The organism is Phyllobacterium sp., assembly GCF_037994425.1.
Classification (GTDB): Bacteria; Pseudomonadota; Alphaproteobacteria; order Rhizobiales; family Rhizobiaceae; genus Phyllobacterium.
On record NZ_JBBNAM010000182.1, the window covers coordinates 1 to 22,797 of the forward strand.

The following is a 22,797-nucleotide window of genomic DNA, read 5'->3' on the forward strand; positions in this document are numbered from 1 at the left end:
TCGGAAATGATCGATGTTCTGTCGTCCGACTATATCCGCTTCGCCTTCGCACGCGGGCTGCCGCGTTCATATATCTACGGGCGCCTTGCGCTGCGCAATACGCTCATGCCGGTCGTCACCGTCACCGGCCTCCAGATCGGGCAGCTGATCGCCTTTGCCATCGTCACAGAGACGGTGTTCCAGTGGCCGGGCATGGGGCTCCTGTTCACCAATGCAGTCGGCTACCCGGATATTCCGGTGCTGGCCGCCTATCTCCTTTTCGTCGGTTTCCTGTTCGTCATGATCAACATGGTCGTCGATATTCTCTACACATTCATTGATCCCCGCCTGAGGACGAAGTGATGACAACACGCGCTTTTCTCCTGCATCGCTTGCCGCCGGTTTCCGTGATCATTGCGGGTCTCGTCCTTGCCACAATGCTCGTCCTCGTCGTCTTCGCTCCGATGATCGCGCCGATGGACCCGCGCGACGTCTCATCCTATTCGCTGATCGATATGGAAATTCCCCCTTCGTTCATGGAGGGCGGTGATCCGCGCTTTTTGCTCGGAACCGACAATCAGGGGCGCGATCTCGTATCGGTCATTCTCTTCGGCCTGCGCATCTCTATTCTCATCGGCATAGGCGCGGTCCTGCTTGCCGCCATGGTCGGCGTCACCCTGGGCTTGATTGCCGGTTACTTCGGCGGACTGATCGACACGATGCTCATGCGCGTCGGCGACGTCCTCGTCAGTTTTCCGACGATCCTTGTCGCACTTTTGATCAGCGGCGTTGCCCGCGCGCAATTGAGCGCGGAGACCGTTACCGACTGGGCGCCCGTCATCCTGATCTGCGCCATCGCCCTGAATGAATGGGTGCAGTATGCGCGCACCGTGCGGGCCTCGACCATGGTGGAAAATGCGCGCGATTACGTGCGGGCCGCCAAGGTCATCGGCCTGCCGTCGCGCCGCATCATGCTGCGTCACATCCTCCCGAATGTAATGAGTTCGGTCATGGTGATTGCAACGATCAACCTTGCCGGCGCCATCCTGACCGAGGCGACGCTGTCGTTCCTCGGCGCCGGCATGCCGGCAACCTATCCCTCGCTCGGCACTCTGATCCGCATTGGCAACCAGTTCCTCTTCTCAGGACTCTGGTGGATTGCGGTCATGCCTGCCGCCGTTCTTGTCGTCCTGGTGCTCGCGGTCAATGTGATCGGTGATTACCTGCGCGACCGCTTCAACCCCAAGCTGATGGCGCACTGATGGATACTCCCATGCCACCTTCACTCGACATCAAGAAGCTGCGAGTCGAATATCCGCTCACCAATGGCGGCACGCTCGTTGCCGTCAACGATATCGATCTGACCATCCGTCCGGGCGAAATTCACGCGCTGGTCGGCGAGTCGGGCGCCGGAAAAACGACCGTCGGCAATGCGCTGATGGGCCTTTTGCAGGCGCCGGGGCGCATCGCGTCCGGGTCAATTTCCATCGCCGGCAAACAGATCAACACCCGGACCGGGCGCACCGAAGGCATCGTCCCCGGCCGCGACGTCGGGGCCATTTTCCAGGACCCGATGACCAGCCTCAATCCGCTGTTCACGGTGGAAAGCCAGCTATGCGAAGGCATGCTTGCCCATCTGAAGATCGGGCGCAGGCAAGCCCGGGCACGGGCGCTTGAACTTTTGACGGCGGTCGGGATCCCCGAGCCGGAGCGCAGGCTTAAAAGCTACCCGCATCAGCTATCGGGCGGCCAGCGCCAGCGTGTCGTCATCGCAACGGCGCTGGCCTGCGATCCGCAGCTGATCGTTGCCGACGAGCCAACCACAGCGCTTGACGTTTCAGTCCAGGCACAGATCCTTAAACTCATCCGCGACCTTGCCAATGAGCGGCGCGTCGGCGTGCTTCTCGTCACCCATAATATGGGCGTCGTCGCGCAGATCGCCGACCGCGTGACCATCATGCAGAATGGCTGCGTCGTCGAAAGCGGTTCGGCGCACAGCGTCCTGACCTCGCCAAAGGCGCCTTACGCGCGCACGCTGATCGCGGCCGTGCCCCCGATCGAGAGCCGGCTCGAACGGCTACCGGTACCAAGCGAGGAGACACCTGCAACGCTGAACGCGCGCGAGAAAGTGCGCAGCAAGACGCGCCAGGCGGCCGAAACCACGAACGATGCGCCGGTGCTGGCGGTCCGCGATCTTTGCGTCGAATACGGCCAGCGCTCGTTCCTGCCCGGCCGGACATCGGCTTACAAGGCGGTCAAGGGCGTCTCCTTCGAGGTAAGGCGCGGCGAGATTTTTGGTCTCGTCGGCGAATCCGGCTGCGGCAAGACCACCGTCGCAAACACCATCGCCGGGCTCGTTGTGCCGAGTTCGGGTTCTGTACACTTTCAAGGCGTCGCCCTGGCAGCCCGCCGGAAGAAATCCCTGCGCCAGTCGCTGCAGATGGTGTTTCAGGATCCCTATTCGGCGCTCAACCCGCGCATGCGTATCAATGCCGCGATAGCCGAGCCGATCCTTTTTTATCAGCTCGCCGCAAATGCCGCCGAGGCGCGTGACGATGCAGCAACGCTGCTTGAAGCTGTCGGGTTGAGCGGCCAGTCGGGGGAGCGGTTCGCCCATGCATTCTCGGGTGGCCAGCGTCAGCGCATTGCCATTGCGCGGGCGCTCGGACCACAGCCGTCATTGCTGATCTGCGATGAACCCACCTCGGCACTCGATGTCTCGGTCCAGGCGCAACTTCTCAATCTCCTCAAGGATCTGCGCGATCTTGCCGGACTGTCGATGCTGTTCATCAGCCATGATCTTGCCGTCATCCGGCAGATGTGTGACCGCGTTGCCGTGATGAAGGGCGGCGAGATCGTCGAACTGGCGCAAACCGAAACGCTGTTCTCGGCACCGCAGCATCCCTATACGTGCGAACTCCTGCGCCTTGCCCCGTCGCTCGACCGCATCATCAAAACTGAAACCACGGCCGCGTAAGGATCAAGCCATGGCAGATATTCTCATCAGGAACGGTACCGTCATTGCCATCGATCCGCAGCGCCGCATTATCGCAGATGGCGCAGTAGCCATCACGGGCACGCGCATTGTCGCCGTTGGTCCGAGCGAAGAGGTGGCGCGCGACCATCCGGCACGCGAGGTGATCGATGCGCGCTCCATGGTCATCATGCCCGGCCTCATCGACAGTCATGCCCATGCCGGCCACGGTCTGATCAAGACACTTGGCGGCGGGCGCAGCGACCTGTGGTACCGTGCTTGCCAGGGTGCCTATACGGTCGGCTCGACCCCGGAATTCTGGCATGCGGAAGCGCAGCTTGCCGCACTTGAGCGCTTGCGCTTTGGCGTGACGACCGGCGTTTCGCTGCTGGGCGGCGGCGATTCGGTCATGCGTACCGACGAGCCCGACTATGGCGATGCACATATGGAAGGCGTCCTTGGCATCGGCACGCGTTCGGTCGTGGCCGTCGGTACGACCCGTCCACCCCATCCCCTGACCTACGCCCGCTGGAAAGGTTCCGAGCGCGTAGATTATCCGGTCTCTTTCGAAGATCAGTTCTCGACGTCAAGGACTCTGGTTGACCGCTGGCACCGCACGCATGATGAGCGCCTTCACCTTGCCATGCTGACGCCGACACTGCATCAGGACAACCTCGAGGCACCCGGAGCCGAGGAAGCCATAGCTCAGTCGCGGATTGTCAAGTCGTTCGCCGAGGACCATGGCCTCGTCTTCATGCAGGATGGCCATACAAGGGGAAGCATCCGGATCGCCAACGACATCGGCATTCTCGGGCCGCGCACGCTATTGTCGCACGCAACCGGCCTTGATGATGATGAGATTGCGATTTGCGCGCAAAGCGGTACCCGCATCGCTCACAATCCAAGCGCGATTGCCTCGATACTTGCCCGCTGCCCGGTACCAGAGCTCCTCCAAGCTGGTGTGCTCGTCGCCATCGGCTCTGATGCGACCGCGCCTGACCGGTCGGGCGACATGTTCCGGCACATGCAGCAGTGCATGCATTACCACCGGACGCATTTCCACGATCCGAGCTGGCTGCCGCCGGGCAAGGTTCTGGAGATGTGCACCATCGACGGCGCGCGGGCGCTCGGCCTTGAGCGCGAGATCGGCTCGCTCGAGCCCGGCAAGAAGGCAGATATCATCCTCGTGGATCTCCGCCGTCCGCACCTTTATCCGGCAAACATGCCGGAATTCCGCGTCACCTATTTTGCCAATGGCAATGACGTACACACCGTTCTCGTCGGTGGACGAGTGCTCTTGCGCGATCGCAATCCGGTCCATGTCGATCAGGATGCCGTGCTTGATGCGGCCCAGCGCGAAACCGACCTGATGATCGATCGCCTTGGCCTCCACGATCTTATGCGAACCCCGGCGATGTTCTGGAGCAATGCCCGCGACACCGATCTCATCGAATAGCGGCGTTTTCCCCATTCCTTTCTCTCAGCATCCGAAAGACCTCCGATGAACAGCGTTTCCTTCGATTTCAACACCCTTTCGCCGCGCGAACGATACAAGATCCTGATCGGTACGGTCGTGCCGCGTCCGATCGCACTGGTATCGACCGTCGATCTTGATGGCCGTGCCAACGCCGCGCCCTTCAGCTTTTTCAATTGCCTTTCCTCCGATCCGGCCATTGTCGCCCTCGGTGTCGAGTATTCACCTGGCGGGCAATCCAAGGATACGGTGCGCAATATCCGGCAAACCGGCTGTTTCACGGTCAACATCGTGTCTGGGTCCATCATGGACCAGATGAATATATGCGCCGTCCCCTTCGATGCGGGCGTTGACGAGATCGCCGAGGCCGGTCTTACGATCGCACCGGGCGTTGCCGTGGCGGCGGGCCGGATAGCCGAGGCGCCGGCCGCACTGGAATGCCGGCTGCACTCGTTCCTCAACATCGGCGAAAGCCGCGAGATCGTGCTCGGAGAAGTCGCCTATGCACATTTCCATGAAAACGCTATCGACGCCGAGAAACTTTACGTCGATGCGACGGTGCTCGATGCGGTCGGCCGCATGGGCGGACACGGCTACGCGACGACCCGCGATTATTTCGAGCTGAAAACCATGTCGGTGGCTGAATATACAAAAAAAAGCCAAATCAAGGCAACAGCGAAGGCATCGTGACCCGCCGCGCCATTTTCCCGGGGGAAATGGCATCACTTCACGTAGTCATCCAATATCGATCGAATATCACGCTGGTGGTTGCTCGATGTGAGCAATGCGCGTTCCGTGACCGCTTCGAGATGATGGTCCATCACGGCAAAGGCCTTCTCGCTGTCCCCCTTCTGCAGGGCCGCGACAATCTCCAGGTGTTCGTTGACCGCGCAGTCGGAAGAGTGTGGCCGCCCATAGAGGGCCAGAATAAGCGAGCATCGCGATACGAGCTCGTTGACATAACGTGCCGTCACCGCATTGCCCGCCATTTCAGCCAGAAGAATATGGAACTCGCCGGCAAGACGAATTGAATCGGGCGAATCCTGGGTGCGGGCGGTTTCCTCACGGGCGACGTGGTCCTTGAGCTTTTTGATTTCCGCAGGCGTGATCTTTTCGACAAGGCGGCGCACGACATCGCGCTCAAGACTGCGCCGCGTTTCGAAAATATCATAGGCTTCTTCAAGGGTTGGCTGCGCGACGGTCGCACCGCGGTTGGGCTTCAGATCAATCAGGCCTTCGCCATGCAGGCGGCCGAGCACGCTGCGCACGATGGTGCGGCTAACGCCGAAGCGATCACCGATAACATCCTCCGGCAATTTGTCGCCGGGGCGCAGGGCGCGCTCGATGATGGCCCGCCGCAATGCCTCATACATTGTATTGCCGCTTGGAATACGCTGGCGCTTTTTAGCCGTGGTCAAGGTCTGTTCGTTCATGTGAAACCCATCCGTTGATCATCACCTTATATCGCATCAGACCGAATCCGTGAATTGGCATTTGTGTATGCTATTCATATTTATTTTTGTATACTATCCTTTTTCAAACGTGTAGAGTTATTGGCAGACGGCCATGCTGCTCGCGACCACAGGCGGCGGGTGATCGGGGGAGGGTACGCGGTCATGTTCACGCCAACGGCAAGGGCAACGGTCATCATTATTCGACATCCATCAATTGCAGCGCCTCTTCAAATGCCAGGGACCCGCCATGCTTGAACGCGACAATCCGCGCCTGCTCATCGTCAATGGCAACACCAACGCGGTACTGACCGAGCGCCTGCGCGAAAAGGCCCGCGCGATTCTTCCATCCGGGCGCCAGATCACCGCACTAACCGCTCGCTTTGGTGCCGAATATATCAGCGACCGCGAAAGCGCAGCCGTGGCGGCGCATGCGATCATGGAGACGGTCAAGGGGCATCTTTTGGAAGTCGGCCCGCAAAATTACGATGCCTGCCTGCTTGCATGCTTTGGTGAGCCTGGCATTGGCGCTGCCAAGGAAGTCTTTGATTTTCCTGTTGTCGGTATGGCAGAGGCGTCGATCGTGTCGGCTTTGCAACTCGGTGAACGTTTTGCGATCGTCACGATCGGCGAGCGCTGGCCAGGCATGCTGCGTGAATTGATGCGCCAGCAGAGCCTTCAAGAACGATGCTGCGGCATGAACTCCATCCCGGGAAAGGCCCTTGATCTCGCCGCGCGGCCCGAGGATGCGCGCAATGCTGTTCGAGTACTCGTCAAGAGAGCCATTGTGGAGGAGGGCGCCGATGTCGTGATCATCGGCGGCGCGGCGCTCGCCGGCATTGCCCAAAGCCTGCAGCCGGAATGGGACGCTCCGCTCGTCTGTTCGTTTCATGCGGGCCTCCTCCAGGCCGAGGCCATGGCCGGGTTGCGGCGTCCAGCTCAACAACGGTCCGAAAAATCTGAATACCACTGATTTGGCCACCGCGGCGAAGGGCAATCGCCATTGGCAAATATTGGTGCGTGACAGGATGCAATAAATGTGATCATCGTATACAAAAATTCTAACGCGAGGGAACAAAATGAAATCAACATGGGTTAAGAGTTTTGTTGTATTGGCGTCGCTTGCAGCTTGTGCCGTAGCGGGTGCCACGGCCGCATCGGCCCAGCAGACGCTAGAGAGCGTCAAAAAGCGCGGCAAGCTTGTATGTGGCGTATCGATGAACGTTGCCGGCTTTGCCTATGCCGACAGCAAGGGCGTCATGCAAGGTTTCGACGCGGATGTGTGCCGCGCGGTCGCCGCCGCCGTGCTGGGGGCGCCGGATAAGGTCGATTTTGTCCTCACCAACATCAACACCCGCTTCCAGGCCCTTCAGTCCGGAGAGATCGACATTTTATCGCGCCAGACGACGATGACCTTCTCCAGGGAAGCCTCGCTCGGTCTCGACTTCGGCCCCACCGTCTTCTACGACGGCCAGGGGATCATGGTGCCGGCAAAGCTTGGCGTGACAAGCGCCAGCGAACTGAACGATGCGGCGATCTGCATCCTGCCGGGCACGACCACCCTGCAGAACCTTGCGGATTTCTTCCGCGCCAATAATGGCAAGTTCGAATCCGTTGTCTTCGAAAATCCCGATGAACTGCGCAACACGTTCTTCTCTGGACGGTGCGACGCACTGAGCAGCGACCGATCCGATCTTGCCTCAATAAGGGCCGTCGCCCAGAACCCGGCCGACTACGTCATTCTTCCCGACACCATCTCGAAGGAACCGCTTGCCCCGGCAGTCCGCCAGGGCGATGATAACTGGCGCGATATCGTCTCCTTTACCGCCTACGGCGTCATCGCCGCTGAAGAAAAGGGGATCACACAGGCCAATATTGACGAAATGGCAAAGAGCCAGGACCCCGAAATCCAGCGCATGCTTGGTGTGACGGGCGATCTTGGACCGATGCTCGGCCTCGACAACAAGTGGCTCTTCAATGCCATCAAGGGCGTTGGCAATTATGGCGAAATGTTCGAGCGCAACCTCGGTGAAAAAACAGCCCTTGGCCTGACGCGCGGCCCCAACAATCAGTGGACCAATGGCGGTCTGCTTTACGCAGCGCCTTTCCGCTGAGCCTTTGAAAAAAGAGCCGGTGCCGGACTGCTTTTCCGCATCGGCTCGCCAATCAGAACACCTTGTTGCTACCTGGAGACACCAATGCGGGTCGCGCAGACACCATTCGGGTTGAATTTCCGCGATAATCGGACGCGTGGCATCCTTTATCAATGGCTCTGCGTCGCGGGCGTTGCCGCGGCCGGCCTTTACCTCTTTGGCAACGTCTCGCAAAACCTTGCGCGGCAAAACATTGCCACGGGCTTTTCCTATCTCTGGCGCGAGGCAGGCTTCGTCATAAGCCAGTCCCCGATCAATTATCAGCCCTCCGACACATATGCAAAGGCGCTGCTGGTCGGAATCCTCAACACAATCCGCGTTTCGATCCTGGCATCGATCGTTGCCACCATCATCGGCACCCTGGTTGGCATCGGCCGGCTGTCGTCAAATCCGCTCTTCGCCCGACTGATGCTCCTCTATGTCGAGGCGCTTCGCAACGTTCCGCTGCTGTTGCTACTCTTTCTCAGCTACGCCGTCATCGTCACCATCCTTCCCCCCGTCCGCGAGGCGTTGCAGCTTCTGCCGTTCGTCTTTCTCAGCAATAGCGGGCTTGCCGTGCCCGCCGTCGCATGGAACATCGACCACACCATCATTGCGGCCACGCTTGTCGCTGGATGCGCACTGGCCTTTGGCTATGCGCGCCATCTGACGCATCGCCGCATTGAAAGCGGCGCTGATCAGGCGCGCTGGCCGCTCATCGGTGTGTTGGTGTTCGGGCCGGGGGTCCTGGCGTGGCTCATCCTTCGCCCTGATCTTACTTTCAGTCTGCCCGAACCCGGACGGTTTCGCCTGGCCGGCGGTACCCGGCTTACGCCGGAATTTGTCGCTCTCCTCGTCGGCCTTGCTCTGAGCGCCTCGGCAAATGTTGCCGAAATTGTTCGCAGCGGCATCCTTTCAATCCGCAAAGGTCAGCGCGAGGCCGCAGCGGCGCTCGGGCTGCGACCCGCGCGTATTATGCGGCTGGTCATATTGCCCCAGGCCTTGCGGGTAATAATCCCGCCGATGACGAGCGCCTATCTCAACGTCTTCAAGAATTCGTCACTGGCAATCGCCATCGGCTATCCCGACGTCGTGATGGTCTCCAATACGACCATGAACCAGACGGGCCAGGCAATTGAGCCCGTTGCCCTGTTCATGCTGGTCTATCTTGGCCTTTCCATCACGATCTCCCTGTTCATGAACTGGTACAATACGCGCGTCGCGCTCAGGCAGAGGTGACATGACCGCTAATAATGTTTCCCTATCGCCCGCGCCACGCTACCGCCCGTCGCTCTCCTTGCAAGGCAAGCTGAAACCGTATTTCGGCTCGCCCGGCAACAGCATTATCACGCTCGGCTGCGTTCTCGTGATTGCCTGGGCATTCAGGCACGTCATTGACTGGCTATTGCTTGACGCCGTCTTTACCGGGACCCCGGCCACCTGCCAGAAGGAAAGCGGCGCCTGCTGGCCGTTCCTCGTTGCCAAGCTCCGTTTCATGCTCTTCGGCTTTTATCCATTCCAAGAGCAGTGGCGGCCGCTCCTTTGTCTCTTCTTGTTTTTTGGCACATGCGCCGCTGCCATGACGCCGGCCTTGTGGGGACGTCGCCTTGTTCTCGGCGCCGTTTTTGCCTGTGCCATCATCTTCTGGTTGATGCTGGGCGGATCTGCCGGCCTCAGCTATGTGCCGACGTCGAAATGGGGCGGTTTGCCACTGTCCTTCATGCTTTGTGTCGTCGGCCTCGTCTGTGCCTTCCCACTCGGGGTGCTGCTGGCGCTGGCGCGCGCATCGCAATTGCCTGCAATTCGCGTCCTTTCCGTGGTCTTCATTGAACTCGTCCGCGGCGTCCCGTTGATCAGCATTCTCTTCATGGCCTCCGTCATGCTGCCGCTGTTCCTGCCAAGCGGCCTCAACATCGACAACCTGTTGCGCGCGCAGGTGGCGATCGTTCTGTTCGCCGCGGCCTATATCGCCGAGGTCGTTCGCGGAGGGCTGCAGGCCCTTCCCAAGGGCCAGGCAGAGGCAGCATCCGCCATGGGCCTGCATTATTGGCAGACCATGCGCCTTATCGTGCTGCCACAGGCCCTGAAAATCGTCATTCCGCCGCTGGTCTCGCTGTTCATTGGTTTCTTTCAGGACACGACGCTGGTCACCATTGTCGGACTTCTGGATTTCCTTGATACGGTGCGCGCGGCAATGCGCGATCCGCAATGGCAGGGGATCGCGGTGCTCGAAGGCTATGTCTTTGCCGCCGTCGTCTATCTGATCTTCAGCGCCATCATGGGCGCCTACAGCCGCTTTCTTGAACGCAGATTTAGAGTTGGTCATGACTGAAAAAGTTACCGTCATTCGCAACGCAGCCTGGATTGTCGCCTGGGATAGCCAAACCAGCAGCCACGTTTATAGGCGCGATGGTGATGTGGCTTTCTCGAACGCCGGGATTGTGCAGGTTGGTGGCCACTATGCCGGCGCGGCAGGCCAAGAGATTGCAGGCGCGGGTCTTATGGTCATGCCCGGTCTCGTCAATATTCATTGTCACTCGGGCGACGAACCGTTGGCCAAGGGCCTTTTCGAGGATGCCGGCACGCCGGCGCTGTGGGGCAATGCACTTTACGAATTCTCCGCCTTGCTTGATGCTGACACGGACGCGCAGGCTGCAGCACAGACGGTCATGCTGGGCGATCTCATGCGCAGCGGCGTAACGACCATGCTCGACATTGCCGCAAATCATCCGCGCTGGATTTCGACCATGGCGCAAAGCGGCCTGCGCGGTTACCTCGCTCCCGGTTTTCGTCAGGCGCAATGGCGTGTCGTGGACAGCCACCGCCTCGAATTCGACTGGGACGATCAAGCAGGAAAGGACAGGTTCAAAGAGGCGCTTGCGCTCGTCGATGCGGTCAGTGCCCATCCCAGCGGCAGGCTTCACGGGGTCGTTGCCCCCGCGCAGATCGAGACATGCCACCCTGACCTCATTGCCGAAGCCGTTGACGCGGCGCGCCGGCGCGGCGTGCGCATCACCATTCATGCCGCGCAGACCATGGCCGAACATGAAGAGCTTCTTCGCCGCCATGGGCGAACGGCGATCCAGCACCTTGACGCCATAGGTGTCCTCGGGCCAGACCTCATCCTTGGCCATTGCATCTTTGCCGATCATCATTCCTGGACGCGCCAGCGTACACGCAATGACATTGTCCGTTTGGCGCAGACAGGCACGGCGGTCGCCCATTGCCCGGTTACGTTTGCGCGCAGCGGCATGACGCTCGAGACGGTCGGCTCCTATCAACGTGAAGGCGTTACCATTGGCATAGGCACGGACAGCTATCCCTTCAACATGCTTGAAGAAATGCGCCAGGCGCTGATCTGCGCGCGCATAGCTGGGCGCAGTTTTGCGGAAATCGATACGCACGGCATTTTCAATGCGGCGACGATCGGGGGCGCCGAGGCACTCGGGCGCAGTGACATCGGCAGGCTCAAGGTCGGGGCGAAGGCCGATGTCGTTCTGATCGACGTGACGACGCCGGGCATGCAACCTGTGCATGATCCGCTGCGCAATCTTCTCCATTGCGCGGCCGATCGTGCGGTGAAGGACGTCTTTGTTGACGGGACCGCCGTCGTCCGCAATCACGTCGTGGCCCATCTTGACTATGACGGGGCTGTCCGCGAACTGCAGGACGCCCAGAACCGTATGTTGGCAAAAAGCGGTGGGGGCGGAACGACGTTTCAGAAAGGGGCGCGGCTCACCCTTGACGTCAAGGGGATGACAGAATGAGCGTTCAGGGTCGCCTATTTAAGAACGGCTCGCCTCTGACAACCCGGCGTGTTCCTCTTCGTCCCGCTGTTACCCTATCTCCCATTAAAAACGTGGAACGGATTTGATGGACACTCGTTCAACCCGAGACAGCGTCGGCCGTGTTAACCCAGACGCGACGGTAGGGCGGACAGGAGAGTTTTTCTGGTTTCCGATCTTGGCCAACGAAATGGCAGGCGAGCGCATACCCCGTCCGGCTGACACTGTCGCACAGGTGCCATACAAATCGGGATTTCAGGCACGTTTTCGCGCGACAACTCCGTCCCCGCCTGCAAAAAAGTTTGCGTGTTCGAACCCTATGGCCGCTAGCGACATAACGGTGAAAGTTGCTGGCGCCGAAGAAGATACCGATTCACGCAATCGCTCGGGAAACGTTCCGCCCAAGTATTTGTCTCCTCTTGAGACATGACCCCGGATTTTGACAGCAATCGGCGAAAGGACCCGACGGGAGTCCAGAAGCGGCGGGCCTTGCCGCTTAGGCAAGAATGAAACCGATACGATGCAAAGAGCAGGCAACACGGATTTCTCATCCCATTCGGCAATCCCCACCAGCTCCCAAGGCGCGTAACAACACCAGAACGTTCTTCCAGAATCGCGCGAGCAAATTGCTAGTCGGCTCCATCCATCCTTCCACGCTCAATAAACGTTTCTGCAACCGCCTTGCCGAGTGCCACACCCGCCTTGTTGTCCATTTCGTAGTGAATGCCGGCCCAGATTCGGGAATCGCCAGCCTCTTTGCCCAACGCGCGGATGAACTCAGCATGGCGGGGGAAGAGATAGGCCAAAACTTCGCTCCGGGCGGTCGAAAGCGTTGAATGGTTCGAGGGATAGCTGGGAAAGTTAGGCACCGCGAACAGCGGTGTGATGTTTTCGTCAAGTTGGCTGGGCCGCAAGTACCAGTATGCATACTTGCCGTCGTTGCTGGCAATGAACGCGTCATGGAAAACCGCCGCCAGCATCGCGTAAGTACGCGCGGCCCGCGGGGGATTGGCATCTGTCTTGTCTTCAAACATCCACTTGCTGGCATAGTCATACCAGCTTGTCATCGCTCCCGCCGGGCTTTGCCAAAAGAACGCTTTGTAGTTGTTCGAGAATTTCCGCTCGAACTCACGTACGGCATCGACGTCTGCTTTCACCGTTGCAGAGTGGCAGTCAGGCGGGGCAGGCGGCCTGAATTCGTCAGCAGAAGTCAGCAAGATTGGCTTCCAGCCCGGCATCGTCACATTGCCTGGTTTTTCGCCAGTCCATTTGCAAGGTCCGGTCGGAACGGTGCCTTTCCATACTGCATCGGAGCCATCGGCAACTGCCTTGGCAATCACCTTGGTGGCCACGCGCTTTCCCAACTCCAGTCCAGCCGTAGCGTCGCTCGGAAACTGGAGGCCCGCCATCACGCGCGACTGCGCCGCTTCCTCGGCCATTGACTGGAACGACGAGGCCTCGTCAGGGAAGAAATGGGTCAGCACCGCCGCGGCGGCACCAGCTGTTGCGGCATGTTCGGAAGGATAGGAGGAACTTCGCGGGGTGGGCAAGACCGCCACCAATGTCGAGTCCATTTCAGTGGGTCGAGCTCGATGGTAGAAAGTCTTCGACTCCCACGCGGCAATGGTGGCGTCGTAGATCGCCATCGTCATATAGGTGTAGATGCGGTGCGGGTTGGGTGGGAGCGGCGGATTGCCTGTCAGATAGCGTTCGTTGATGAGTTCGACCCAACGATAACCAGGCGAACCGGCATCCCAGAACATGATCTTTTCATAGGCCGTCGAATCGCTGTGCGCGAGGATATCACGCACCTTCAGCAGTTCTGCTGCCGAAGTGGCGGCATCTGGCGGCGGCGGGACCCGAAAGTCGCTACCGGACGAAATCACCCAGGTCTTCCAAGTGCCCGCATTCGGCTCGATCTCGCTTGAGCCCGCCAAGGCGACATTCGACGAACACAACACGGCTGCAAACACGATTGATAATGTACGGACCATAATAAGTCCCCCCGACCGATGCGTGTCGAATTGGATATAGGACCCGACGATGCGGTTGCGACAGCATCGGGTCCCGCACAGATTGATCGGCCCACTTTCCCTCTATTCCCAAGGGCTCGTCTCGCGTAGTGGCGTCCGACGCATCAGTTCCATATATGCAGGCAAGTCTTCCAAGATCCGTCGCCTTGCCGTCGGAGGATGGTGACGATCGTCCCCTCAAAGCGCACCCTGCTTCCGTCTTCTGCCGCGCCAGTTGCCGACCACTTGCCATTGGAATAGGCTACGTCTCCCGCGCCTTGGGCATCGTGAAGTTCGATGTCGTGATCCTTGACGCCCGCAGATATCAAGCCCATCCAAAAATCAGCAATTGCTCTTGTTCCCTTCACTGGCGCATGCATGGGCGGAAGTACCGCACCGTCCGCGGTATAAAGCTCTGCAACTGCTGCTGCATCCCCGCTGTTGAATGCTTTGTTCCAGCGAGCTTGCGCTGTTTTTACGATCGTCTTGACGTCAGTTTCTTCCATGATTTCCTCCCTGCCAGCTTGTTTTGATTATCCCACTGTCGCCGCAAGCAGTTGCGCGGCCTTCAAATCCGGTAACGTAGCGCCTTCGGTGAAGCTTGAGAAAACTTCAGCAAGCTGCTTCAGTGCATTGCTTTTCGACTTGCCGGCTCGAACAAGTCCCATCGCTGCACGAAGCTCCCAAAACCGTGCATCCTGCGAACGCGCTGTGGCAAGAGCCTCGCTGAACTTCGCTTCTGCCTGTTCCGATCCGAGCTGAAGAAGAACTTCTCCCTGGAATCGGAACACCTCGGCAGCAAACCAGCGCTCATTCGTCTGCTCAACGGATTCTTGCGCGTCCTCAAGTAGTCTGAGTGCCGCGGCGGGGTCACCAGCTTTGAGTTCGATCTGCGCCAGAAGCGCCGTGAAGTACGGTGACATGTACCGCGCCCCGGTACTTCTCCATTCAGATAAGCCCTTTAAGAGGTTGGATCGGCCGAGTTCCGTCTCGCCTTCGTCCGCAACGGCCCAGGCTTGCAGGATTGTCGCGCCCGCCTGCCAGAAGCGGAATCCAGCCTCTGCTGATATTTGCGCAAGTTCTGAGGCGCGGACCTTCACTCCAGTACGATCGCCCAAAATCTGGTGAATCACACCACCGAAAAACAGCGGTAGGGCGAGGCTGTTGCGATGCCCGATTTTCCTGGCTTCCTCGACTGCGTCTTCGTTTGTCGCCAGTGCCTGATCCGGAAGACCAAGGGCCAACAGGGCACGTGCCAAATAATCGAGGCATACGACGTGCGGATCAAAGGCATATACGAATGCCGGAGATCGGTGCTCCTGCGGATCATAAAGATCCAGCGCTTTTGTCAGATAATCGCGTGCGCGCGAAAACTCGCCTGCCGGGAGGGCGCTTACGCCGGCGGCGCGATGGGCAAAGAAGGAAAGGCGACGGTCATTGATGCTGCTGGCCAATTCGAGCAATTGGTCCGCGTCGTGTCGTGCCCTTTCAAGTTCCGCTGCATAAAGGTGATAAAGGCATAACCCGTAAAGAACAGGAAACAGTTCCTGGATTTCCCCTAGTTCTTCACACAACTCCTGCGCTCGCGCATAGGCCGCACCCGTCTCTGGCGCCGCAAATCCGTGAACTGCGACGAGTGTGCTTCCCAACGCAACCTGAATTGAAAGTTCACGCCTGGTTCGCTCGGTTGAGGCAGGGAGTGCGCTCAATCCGCTCAGTGCGTTGCCAAATCGAATGAGTGCCTCCGGCAGGGCAGAACGTGACAACGCACGCCTTCCAGCCTGTTCGTGGTATTCTAGCGCCTTCTCGACGAGCGACGCCTGGCTGAAATGATGCGCCAGCAATTCTGGCTCGGTCGCTACTGTCTCAGGAAAGCGCTCTTCCAGGAGGCGCGCAATGCGGGCGTGCAACTGCTGCCGGCGGCTGAGGAGCAAGCTCCCGTATGCGGCGTCCTGGACCAACGCATGCTTGAACGCGTAGCTGATTTGACCGCTACCGCCTCGGCGAAAAACGAGACCGGCGGCCACGAGTTGTTCCGTTGCCTGTTCGAGCTCTCCTGCGTGCAGACCTGCAGCCGCGGCCAGTAATTCGTGGCTAAACTCCCGGCCGATCACCGCACCGATCTGGGCAACTTCCCTGACCGAGGCCAGTCGGTCGAGACGGGCCATTAAGGAGTCATGCAGGGTTGCCGGAACGGCCAGCGGAGGCAACGGCCCGGATAATTTGTAGTGTTCGCCGCTGTCGTTGAGAAGACCGGATTCCAGGACGACCTTGGTCAATTCTTCGATGAACAGCGGGATACCTTCGGTCTTGGAGAGAATCTGGTCCAGAAGCACCGAAGGCAGTTGCCTTCCTCCCGTCATTACCGAGATGATTGATCCCGCTTGCGCGCGGCTCAAACGGTTCAACGTCAGCACAGTCGCATGTGGAAAGCCGTTCCACCGTGCAATTCCTTCCGGGCGATAGGTGGCAATGAGCATGATCGGGAGGCGCTGCATGCGTTCCACGATGATATCGAAAAGCTCAGCCGAGACCGGGTCAAGATAGTGGGCATCCTCGAGCAGCATCAGGACAGGCTTGTTCCTGGCAAGCGCCTCAAGCTGTTCGATCAGAACCACGAATGTGCGCGCCTTTTGCCTTTCAGGCATCAGGTCAAGCTTCGGATAACGGTTATTGGTGGAGATCGACAGAAGCGCGGCAATTAGGGGGATGGCCTCTTGCGGGTCCTGCGTCGTGGCAAGGGCTTCCTCCAGAAACATCAACTGCCTTTCTGGCGGGTCCGCTCGATTGATATCTGCGGCGCGCAGCAACTGGTCTGCGACAGGATAGAGGGCGCTCTCGGTATGGTATGGCGAGCAAAAGTAGCGCAGGTACGTAATCGGCTCCTCTTTCAGACGCTCGCGGAGCTCCTGGAGAATGCGAGACTTGCCAATTCCTGCCTCGCCAAAGAGCTCCACCACCTGTCCCTCTCTTGACGCCGCAAGGTTCCATCTCTCAATAAGAAGAGCGATTTCTGCGTCGCGGCCGGCAAGGGGTACAGTACCTCCAACGTGCAAGGCATCGAAACGACCTTCTGCGCGTCCCTCGCCAATGACCTGATAGGAATTCGTAGGCGTATCAAATCCGTGCAGCTTTTGAGGGCGAACGCGTTTTACGTCGAACAGCTTTCCGATCAAACGAAAAGTGAGCTCGGAGATTAACACCGTATGGGGCTCGGCGAGCGTCTGCAGGCGGGCGGCGAGGTTGGGCGTTTCTCCGACGACGGCATTCTCCTGGGCCGCTCCGCTCCCAATCAGTTCCCCAACAACAACCAGGCCCGTTGCAATACCAACGCGACAGGAAAGAGGCTGGCGGTCGATCGTTGAGAGAGCCTTGACGGTTTCGACAATGGCCAGCCCCGCCCGCACGGCACGTTCCGCCTCATCTTCATGCGTCTGCGGCCACCCGAAATAGGCAAGGACACCGTCGCCCAGCATTTTAGCAACATAGCCGTCAAAACGAACGACGTCGCCCGCAACCGCATTTTGAAACTGGCGCAAGACGACGCCCATCTCCTCAGGATCAAGCTGCGTTGACAACTCGGTCGAACCCACAAGATCGACAAACATCACCGTGAGTTGGCGTCTTTCGGCCTCACGTGGTCGCACCGGACGCGAAGGTTGGCGAACCGCCGGATTTGTCTTGGATCGCGATGTCGGGAAGACGTCGTCTTCGATTAGAGCAATTGCCTCGAGGATCTTCTTTCTATGGGCGAGCGCGGCAACACCGACCTCTTTTAGATCTTCTGCTGTCAGCTTTGGCAGCATCTCGGCGTCTATCTCATTCGTCTCAAAGGCTGTGGTGTATTGCCCAAGCCCTAAGCTCTCCAGCCATGATGAGATAGTCATCAGGGGTCCCCTCCCAGAATGACACCCTAAGCAAGCAACTATACATCAATCCACCAAGAAAAGCACGGTGAAGCCCTCAAAGCCCCCTCGCCAGGGCTGGAGTCAAAGGCATCAAGTGGTCCACCTTAACAGGCGTCCTCTGCAAGGGACGTTCATCGTCGATCGTCACGTTTGAACTCACTATATCGCGCTGCGAGCCAGCATTTGAAAGCTTGCGCGAGCGGTCGCAGAACAAACCATGGAAGCCAATCGCCATGCCGCTCTTATTCATCCAACGGGTCCGTCAGTGATCGGCACAAAAATTGTAACAGGCCTGTCGGGAATTGCCCGCAGAGTTCGTCCTTGCAATGAAAAGTCTTGCATCCCCTCGGGGAGGCTGAACCTACTTTGGTGGCTACTCGGCGCGGCCCGGTGGCAAAATTTTAGGCCTCTGCCTTGGATGCGGGTTCGTGCGATCATTGGGAGGAATGTTATGACAACGACATCTGACAAGGCGGGATGGACGACCGCGGCGATATTGGCGGGTCGACTTATCTTCGGATTCGTCTTCATCATGGCGGTGAGCTTTAAGCTCATGGATATCGGGGGAACAGCACAATATATCGCGGCGGCCGGATTTCCGTTGCCCACGCTGCTGGCGTGGCTCGCGGCATTGCTTGAACTCGCTCTCATCGGGTGCTTCCTGACAGGTGCTTATTTTTCTGAAGCTGCCCTTGTGGCTGCCGGCTATGTTTTATTCCTTGCATTTGCGTTTCACGGTCCTTCCCACTGGGCAAGCAACCAGGCTGAGTTCGGATTTTTTGTCGACCACTTTACATTTGTCGCCGGGCTTCTTTTCGCCGCAGTGCACGGACCCGGACGGATGTTAGCGATCAATAGTAGAGGATTACTTCGACGATAACACTGGATTGATCCGTCTTCGTCTTCATGGCTACGACAAGATTTGGTGCGCATGGGCGGCAAGAACAGGCCTAAATCCGAGCTAACGCTGAACTGCTGACACATTGTCCATGCTGGAGGGTAGGCCGGTTTGAATGCTGTTTCAAATATCGCTTTGATGGAACCGCGTGAGGACACGTACGTTTTCACCGTAGTCCAACCCGCAACACGATGGCTCGACACAGCGTGAATGATTTTTACCCGCAGACACCAGAGCTTGAAGTGCACGATCGAACACCTGAACCAGCAGCGCAGTGGCTTGGCAGCGTGAACCGGAAAATAGGCGCCGCCGATTGGTGGACAGTGCATCGCGGTTTGTCACCAATCTTGGCTACTGCGATTCACAACGGCCACGCTGTTCGTCCCGAAGTTAGGACACTGATGGCGATATCTGGAGCGGAGCGGTTGCGGGAAGAAGATCCTTTCACCGACTTCGCCGGTTGCGATGTTCCCAATCGCATCGTCTTTCATCGCTCGCGCTTTGAGGTCGATCTCAACCGCGCCCGGAACGCAGCGATCTACCTTTCGCCCGAACAGGCTTGGGGTATGAATATATGGAACGAGACACCTGATCCGGGCGTGATCGAAGATACGCTCAACATCCATGACGCGTATTACTTAATGCTGCGCAATGTTTTGCGTGAGCTTGAAAAACACCATGGGCAGTTCGTTGTACTCGACATCCATAGCTATAACCATCGCCGCGGCGGACCGGACGCCGAACCTAGCGATCCGAACATCGCGCCCGAAATCAACATTGGTACTCACTCCATGGACCGCGATCGATGGGCACATGTCGTCGACCCCCTCATCGAAAAACTGCGTACATTCGAATTTCGCGGGCACCGTATGGACGTTCGCGAGAACGAGGCGTTTGAAGGCAAAGGCGAACAGACCCGGTTCATTCATGAAACTTTCCCACAGACCGGCTGCGCTTTTGCCATCGAATTCAAAAAATTCTTTATGGATGAGTGGACGGGCATACCGGACAGGAAAGCGTTAATAGCGATACGTGCTATGGTCCGGTCTACACTACCCGTTCTTGAGGAATGCCTGCGGGCGACGAGATGAGCACGGCGCAAGCGAACAAGAGATTGCCGACGACAGTCGACGCAAGGATTGTCGATGAGGCCCTTCTATCCATCGCCGCCGGAAAATCAGTTCGACGCGACCTGGAAAATGGCGGGCGCCTCCACATCGATCGTGCGCTCCCTTTCCTTTGCGTCTATGTGAGCAATGGCCGTGACGCGGACGCGGCGCTGGATGTTGCGTCGGCCAACGCCTCCTATCTGATCGCTCCCGATTTGGATTTCGCGGTGTCGATCGTCGAAGCCATCGGCAGTGCCATGGTGGAGCGCTTCGGCGCCTTCGTGGTGCTTGACGTCGGCGAACTCGCGCAAGACAGGCTTTTGAGCGATGATGCGCCATATCTCCCGCCCTTCGAAATCACACTTTCCGCCAGCGATCAACCGGGAACCCATGCTGCGGTGGTTGCTTTTACCACGGCGATTGAACGCGTCGAGGCGAAGTTCCGGTCTCCCCGCCTCAACAAACTTCGCGCCGCGGACGACCCGCAGGCGCATCTTGCCGCTCGCACCCCCGGCATTGCCTGCGTTACCATACGTTTCGCTCCCATTTACCGGGTTCCTGGGTCCTGTGATATCTATCCCGATTTGCGCGAAAGGCTGGTGGCCAACATCTTCGATGCCGGGTTGCAAGCGGTCACCGCCTTCCTGAAGACAACCGGATACCTCAACCTGCCTACACATCGCGCGCTGGGACGGCGAGCGTTTGTCGATACCGTTGAGCGTGCCGATCGCAGTATAGACGATATCGCGGCGACATTCGACTTTCTGTTGGCGGTCACACCCATCAACGCCGGCGCAGCGTGGCAGGATTTCAAGTCCAACCGATTCCAGCGCCCACCTAGACTTCTTTACCGGCCGCTAACCGTTCAGGTCGATGTCGAGAAGAAAAAACTGTTCTCTATCGCCTTCAACCGTTTTGAAGATCCCGTTCTTTTTAATCTCTACCGCGAAAAGCGGCACGAACTCGACTTGCAATTGTCAATGCTTTCCGCACGGGAAACGCCTCGCTTCGTTGAATTTGGCCGCGCCCTTTATGGTCGCGTCGAACCTGGCCTGCTTGATGCAGCAAAAGACATCCTGGAAAAAACGGTCAACCCGGTTGGAGTAACCAGTAGCGACTGCGGCGATAGCGAAAGCGTTGATTGCGAAGACGTGGAGCGAGCCTCGCGTGCCATGATCGAAATGTATCGCAGACAATATTCCGGCTTTGAGGCGACCGTCGAACTCAGGGACGATCTACCAGCGGGTCTACTGGTCTCGGGTGCCCGGCTACTGATTTCCCGTAGCACAAAAATGACGCGGCAAAGGCTACGCGCACTGCTCAGCCATGAGATCGGTGTCCATTTGCTGACATATTTCAATGGATCGGCTCAAGGGCTGCGCCTTTTCCGGACAGGCCTCGCCGGGTATGAGGGCGTGCAGGAAGGCCTTGCAGTCTTGGCTGAATACCTTGTTGGCGGCATGACCACCGGGCGGCTGCGCGTCATCGCAGCCCGCGTTGTCGCATGCGCGGCAATGCTGCAAGGTGCATCATTCCAAGAGGTATTCCATTCCTTGGTCCGCGATTATGGCTTCAGCGAAACCGGCGCCTTCCATCTCGCGCTCAGACTATATCGTGGCGGAGGTCTGGCTAAGGATGCGATCTACCTACGAGGTCTCCTCGAGGTCCTCAACCATCTGCGTTCGGGCGGAGCACTCGATCCGTTTTGGATGGGGAAGATCGCCGCGTCTCATTTCAGTGTCATGCAAGAATTGAATACCCGCGGTCTGCTCAGGGCGCCGGCAGTAAGGCCGGCATTCCTTTCACATCAGCAGGCCACGAAGCGACTTGAAAAGGCTCGTTCGGGTATCCTGCCCGTCGAAATGATTGCAAGTTCATAACAATCCGTTAGGGCACTTCATGCGCATTGCATTCTTTGTCAATTCGATCGAAGGCGAAACGCCGCGTTACACGACCACTTTACTGGCGCTCGCCGCGCTTCGCTGTGGTCACGAGATCTATTATCTCACGCCTGGCGATTTTGTGCTGCGTGCCGACAACAGTCTTATGGTGCGCGCCACCGTATTGCCCGGTACCAACTATAAAAAATCGGAAACCTTTCATAAGGACCTGCAAGGCGACAAGACCAGCATCAAGACGATCGACGTTTGCGAAATCGACGTTATTTTTCTGCGTAACGACCCGTCAAAGGACGCCGTCGAACGGCCATGGGCAACACATGCCGGCGTGATGTTCGGTCGCCTTGCATCCGAGCGCGGTGTGCTCGTCGTCAACGACCCCGGTGGCCTTGCGCTCGCTCAAAACAAACTTTACTTTCAGGATTTCCCTACCGCGGTGCGACCGATCACGCTGATTTCCAAGAGCATCGAAGAAATCCGCACCTTCATCAAGGAACTGCCCAACGGCGCCATCGTCAAGCCTTTGCAGGGATCTGGTGGCAAGAACGTCTTCAAAATCGATTCACCGAGGGATGCCAACCTCAACCAGATTTTTGAAGCGGTAAGCGGGGAAGGGTACTTGATCGCGCAAGGCTATCTACCTGAGGCCAAGGCGGGCGACATTCGTCTCTTCGTGATGAACGGAAAGCCGCTTGAACGAGAAGGCAAATATGCCGCCTTTCGCCGTGTCCCGGCAAAAGGCGAGGTACGTTCCAATATCCACGTTGCTGGCACCGCCGAAATGGTAGAGGTCAGCGATAGCATTCTTTCGGTCGCCGAAATGGTACGACCAAAACTCGTACAGGACGGAATGTTTCTCGTTGGGCTCGATATCGTCGCAGACAAGATTCTCGAGATAAACGTCTTCACCCCGGGCGGGCTTTCGAGCATGCAGGAGATGTACCAAACCGATTTTGCTGAGAGCGTGATTTTGGCGCTCGAAAACAAGCTCTCTATACGCGATGCGTATCCGGCTTCGATGTCCAATCGACAATTGGCGACGCTATAATGATAGGGGCTCACGCTTGAGAACATTCCGCGGTGCTCTTTATTCCAGGCACCGAAACCCCCGCGCAGCTCGGGTTTGGGGGGCCTCGCCGGGGTGAACGCTCTTTCGAGGGGAACCGTCATGGTCAGC

General features: G+C 58.4%; 18 protein-coding genes. 14 read left to right on the forward strand and 4 right to left on the reverse strand.

Annotation, left to right across the window (positions count from 1 at the left end; genetic code table 11):
- From AAAB35_RS13105 to AAAB35_RS13125, 5 genes are all read left to right on the forward strand, one after another.
- Window positions 1-342, forward strand: a 342-nt coding sequence (locus AAAB35_RS13105; RefSeq protein WP_340668711.1) for an ABC transporter permease, incomplete at its 5' end; no start/stop codon positions are given.
- Window positions 342-1,241, forward strand: a complete 900-nt coding sequence (locus tag AAAB35_RS13110) for an ABC transporter permease (RefSeq protein ID WP_340668712.1) — start codon at window positions 342-344, stop codon at window positions 1,239-1,241. The genes AAAB35_RS13105 and AAAB35_RS13110, both read left to right, overlap by 1 nt.
- Window positions 1,242-1,252: 11 nt before the next feature.
- A complete protein-coding gene (locus AAAB35_RS13115; RefSeq protein ID WP_340668713.1) occupies window positions 1,253-2,956 on the forward strand; it encodes an ABC transporter ATP-binding protein in 1,704 nt (567 codons plus the stop codon).
- Window positions 2,957-2,966: 10 nt separating this feature from the next.
- Window positions 2,967-4,409 carry an amidohydrolase family protein gene (locus tag AAAB35_RS13120; protein WP_340668714.1) on the forward strand — a complete coding sequence of 481 codons (1,443 nt, stop codon included), beginning with the start codon at window positions 2,967-2,969 and terminating at the stop codon, window positions 4,407-4,409.
- Window positions 4,410-4,454: 45 nt separating this feature from the next.
- Window positions 4,455-5,117, forward strand: a complete 663-nt coding sequence (locus AAAB35_RS13125) for a flavin reductase family protein (protein WP_340668715.1) — start codon at window positions 4,455-4,457, stop codon at window positions 5,115-5,117.
- A gap of 32 nt (window positions 5,118-5,149) precedes the next feature.
- Here AAAB35_RS13125 and AAAB35_RS13130 read toward each other — a convergent pair whose 3' ends face one another.
- The gene (locus AAAB35_RS13130; RefSeq protein WP_340668716.1) at window positions 5,150-5,860 is read right to left on the reverse strand and encodes a GntR family transcriptional regulator; all 711 of its coding nucleotides are present in this window, start codon (window positions 5,858-5,860) and stop codon (window positions 5,150-5,152) included.
- Window positions 5,861-6,128: 268 nt separating this feature from the next.
- Between AAAB35_RS13130 and AAAB35_RS13135 the strand changes: the two genes are divergently transcribed.
- The 5 genes from AAAB35_RS13135 (at window position 6,129) to AAAB35_RS13155 (ending at window position 11,777) form a co-directional block, all read left to right on the forward strand.
- Window positions 6,129-6,851, forward strand: coding sequence for an aspartate/glutamate racemase family protein (locus AAAB35_RS13135; RefSeq protein WP_340668717.1), 723 nt, complete (start codon window positions 6,129-6,131; stop codon window positions 6,849-6,851).
- A gap of 106 nt (window positions 6,852-6,957) precedes the next feature.
- Complete coding sequence (locus AAAB35_RS13140; RefSeq protein WP_340668718.1) at window positions 6,958-7,992, forward strand: amino acid ABC transporter substrate-binding protein; 1,035 nt, start codon at window positions 6,958-6,960, stop codon at window positions 7,990-7,992.
- An 84-nt stretch (window positions 7,993-8,076) separates the two neighbouring features.
- Window positions 8,077-9,249 (forward strand): ABC transporter permease subunit, encoded by a 1,173-nt coding sequence (locus AAAB35_RS13145; RefSeq protein ID WP_340668719.1) that lies wholly within the window; start codon window positions 8,077-8,079, stop codon window positions 9,247-9,249.
- A 1-nt stretch (window position 9,250) separates the two neighbouring features.
- Window positions 9,251-10,342, forward strand: a complete 1,092-nt coding sequence (locus tag AAAB35_RS13150) for an amino acid ABC transporter permease (RefSeq protein ID WP_340668720.1) — start codon at window positions 9,251-9,253, stop codon at window positions 10,340-10,342.
- Window positions 10,335-11,777 (forward strand): amidohydrolase family protein, encoded by a 1,443-nt coding sequence (locus tag AAAB35_RS13155; RefSeq protein ID WP_340668721.1) that lies wholly within the window; start codon window positions 10,335-10,337, stop codon window positions 11,775-11,777. The genes AAAB35_RS13150 and AAAB35_RS13155 overlap by 8 nt, the downstream gene beginning before the upstream one ends.
- Window positions 11,778-12,424: 647 nt before the next feature.
- Here the strand turns inward: AAAB35_RS13155 and AAAB35_RS13160 are convergent.
- The 3 genes from AAAB35_RS13160 to AAAB35_RS13170 all read right to left on the reverse strand — a co-directional run bounded on the left by AAAB35_RS13160 (window position 12,425) and on the right by AAAB35_RS13170 (window position 17,694).
- Complete coding sequence (locus AAAB35_RS13160) at window positions 12,425-13,558, reverse strand: phosphatase PAP2 family protein (RefSeq protein ID WP_340668722.1); 1,134 nt, start codon at window positions 13,556-13,558, stop codon at window positions 12,425-12,427.
- 374 nt (window positions 13,559-13,932) lie between these two features.
- Complete coding sequence (locus AAAB35_RS13165; RefSeq protein WP_340668723.1) at window positions 13,933-14,313, reverse strand: SgcJ/EcaC family oxidoreductase; 381 nt, start codon at window positions 14,311-14,313, stop codon at window positions 13,933-13,935.
- 27 nt (window positions 14,314-14,340) lie between these two features.
- The gene (locus tag AAAB35_RS13170; protein ID WP_340668724.1) at window positions 14,341-17,694 is read right to left on the reverse strand and encodes an adenylate/guanylate cyclase domain-containing protein; all 3,354 of its coding nucleotides are present in this window, start codon (window positions 17,692-17,694) and stop codon (window positions 14,341-14,343) included.
- 472 nt (window positions 17,695-18,166) lie between these two features.
- On the opposite strand from AAAB35_RS13170, the gene AAAB35_RS13175 reads away from it, so the two are divergent.
- The 4 genes from AAAB35_RS13175 (at window position 18,167) to AAAB35_RS13190 (ending at window position 22,668) form a co-directional block, all read left to right on the forward strand.
- On the forward strand, window positions 18,167-18,595 hold the full coding sequence (locus AAAB35_RS13175) for a DoxX family protein (RefSeq protein ID WP_340668732.1): 429 nt from the start codon (window positions 18,167-18,169) through the stop codon (window positions 18,593-18,595).
- 224 nt (window positions 18,596-18,819) lie between these two features.
- On the forward strand, window positions 18,820-19,704 hold the full coding sequence (locus tag AAAB35_RS13180) for an N-formylglutamate amidohydrolase (protein ID WP_340668725.1): 885 nt from the start codon (window positions 18,820-18,822) through the stop codon (window positions 19,702-19,704).
- Complete coding sequence (locus AAAB35_RS13185) at window positions 19,701-21,602, forward strand: flavohemoglobin expression-modulating QEGLA motif protein (protein WP_340668726.1); 1,902 nt, start codon at window positions 19,701-19,703, stop codon at window positions 21,600-21,602. The genes AAAB35_RS13180 and AAAB35_RS13185 overlap by 4 nt, the downstream gene beginning before the upstream one ends.
- A 19-nt stretch (window positions 21,603-21,621) precedes the next feature.
- On the forward strand, window positions 21,622-22,668 hold the full coding sequence (locus tag AAAB35_RS13190) for a glutathione synthetase (RefSeq protein ID WP_340668727.1): 1,047 nt from the start codon (window positions 21,622-21,624) through the stop codon (window positions 22,666-22,668).
- Window positions 22,669-22,797 lie beyond the last annotated feature (129 nt).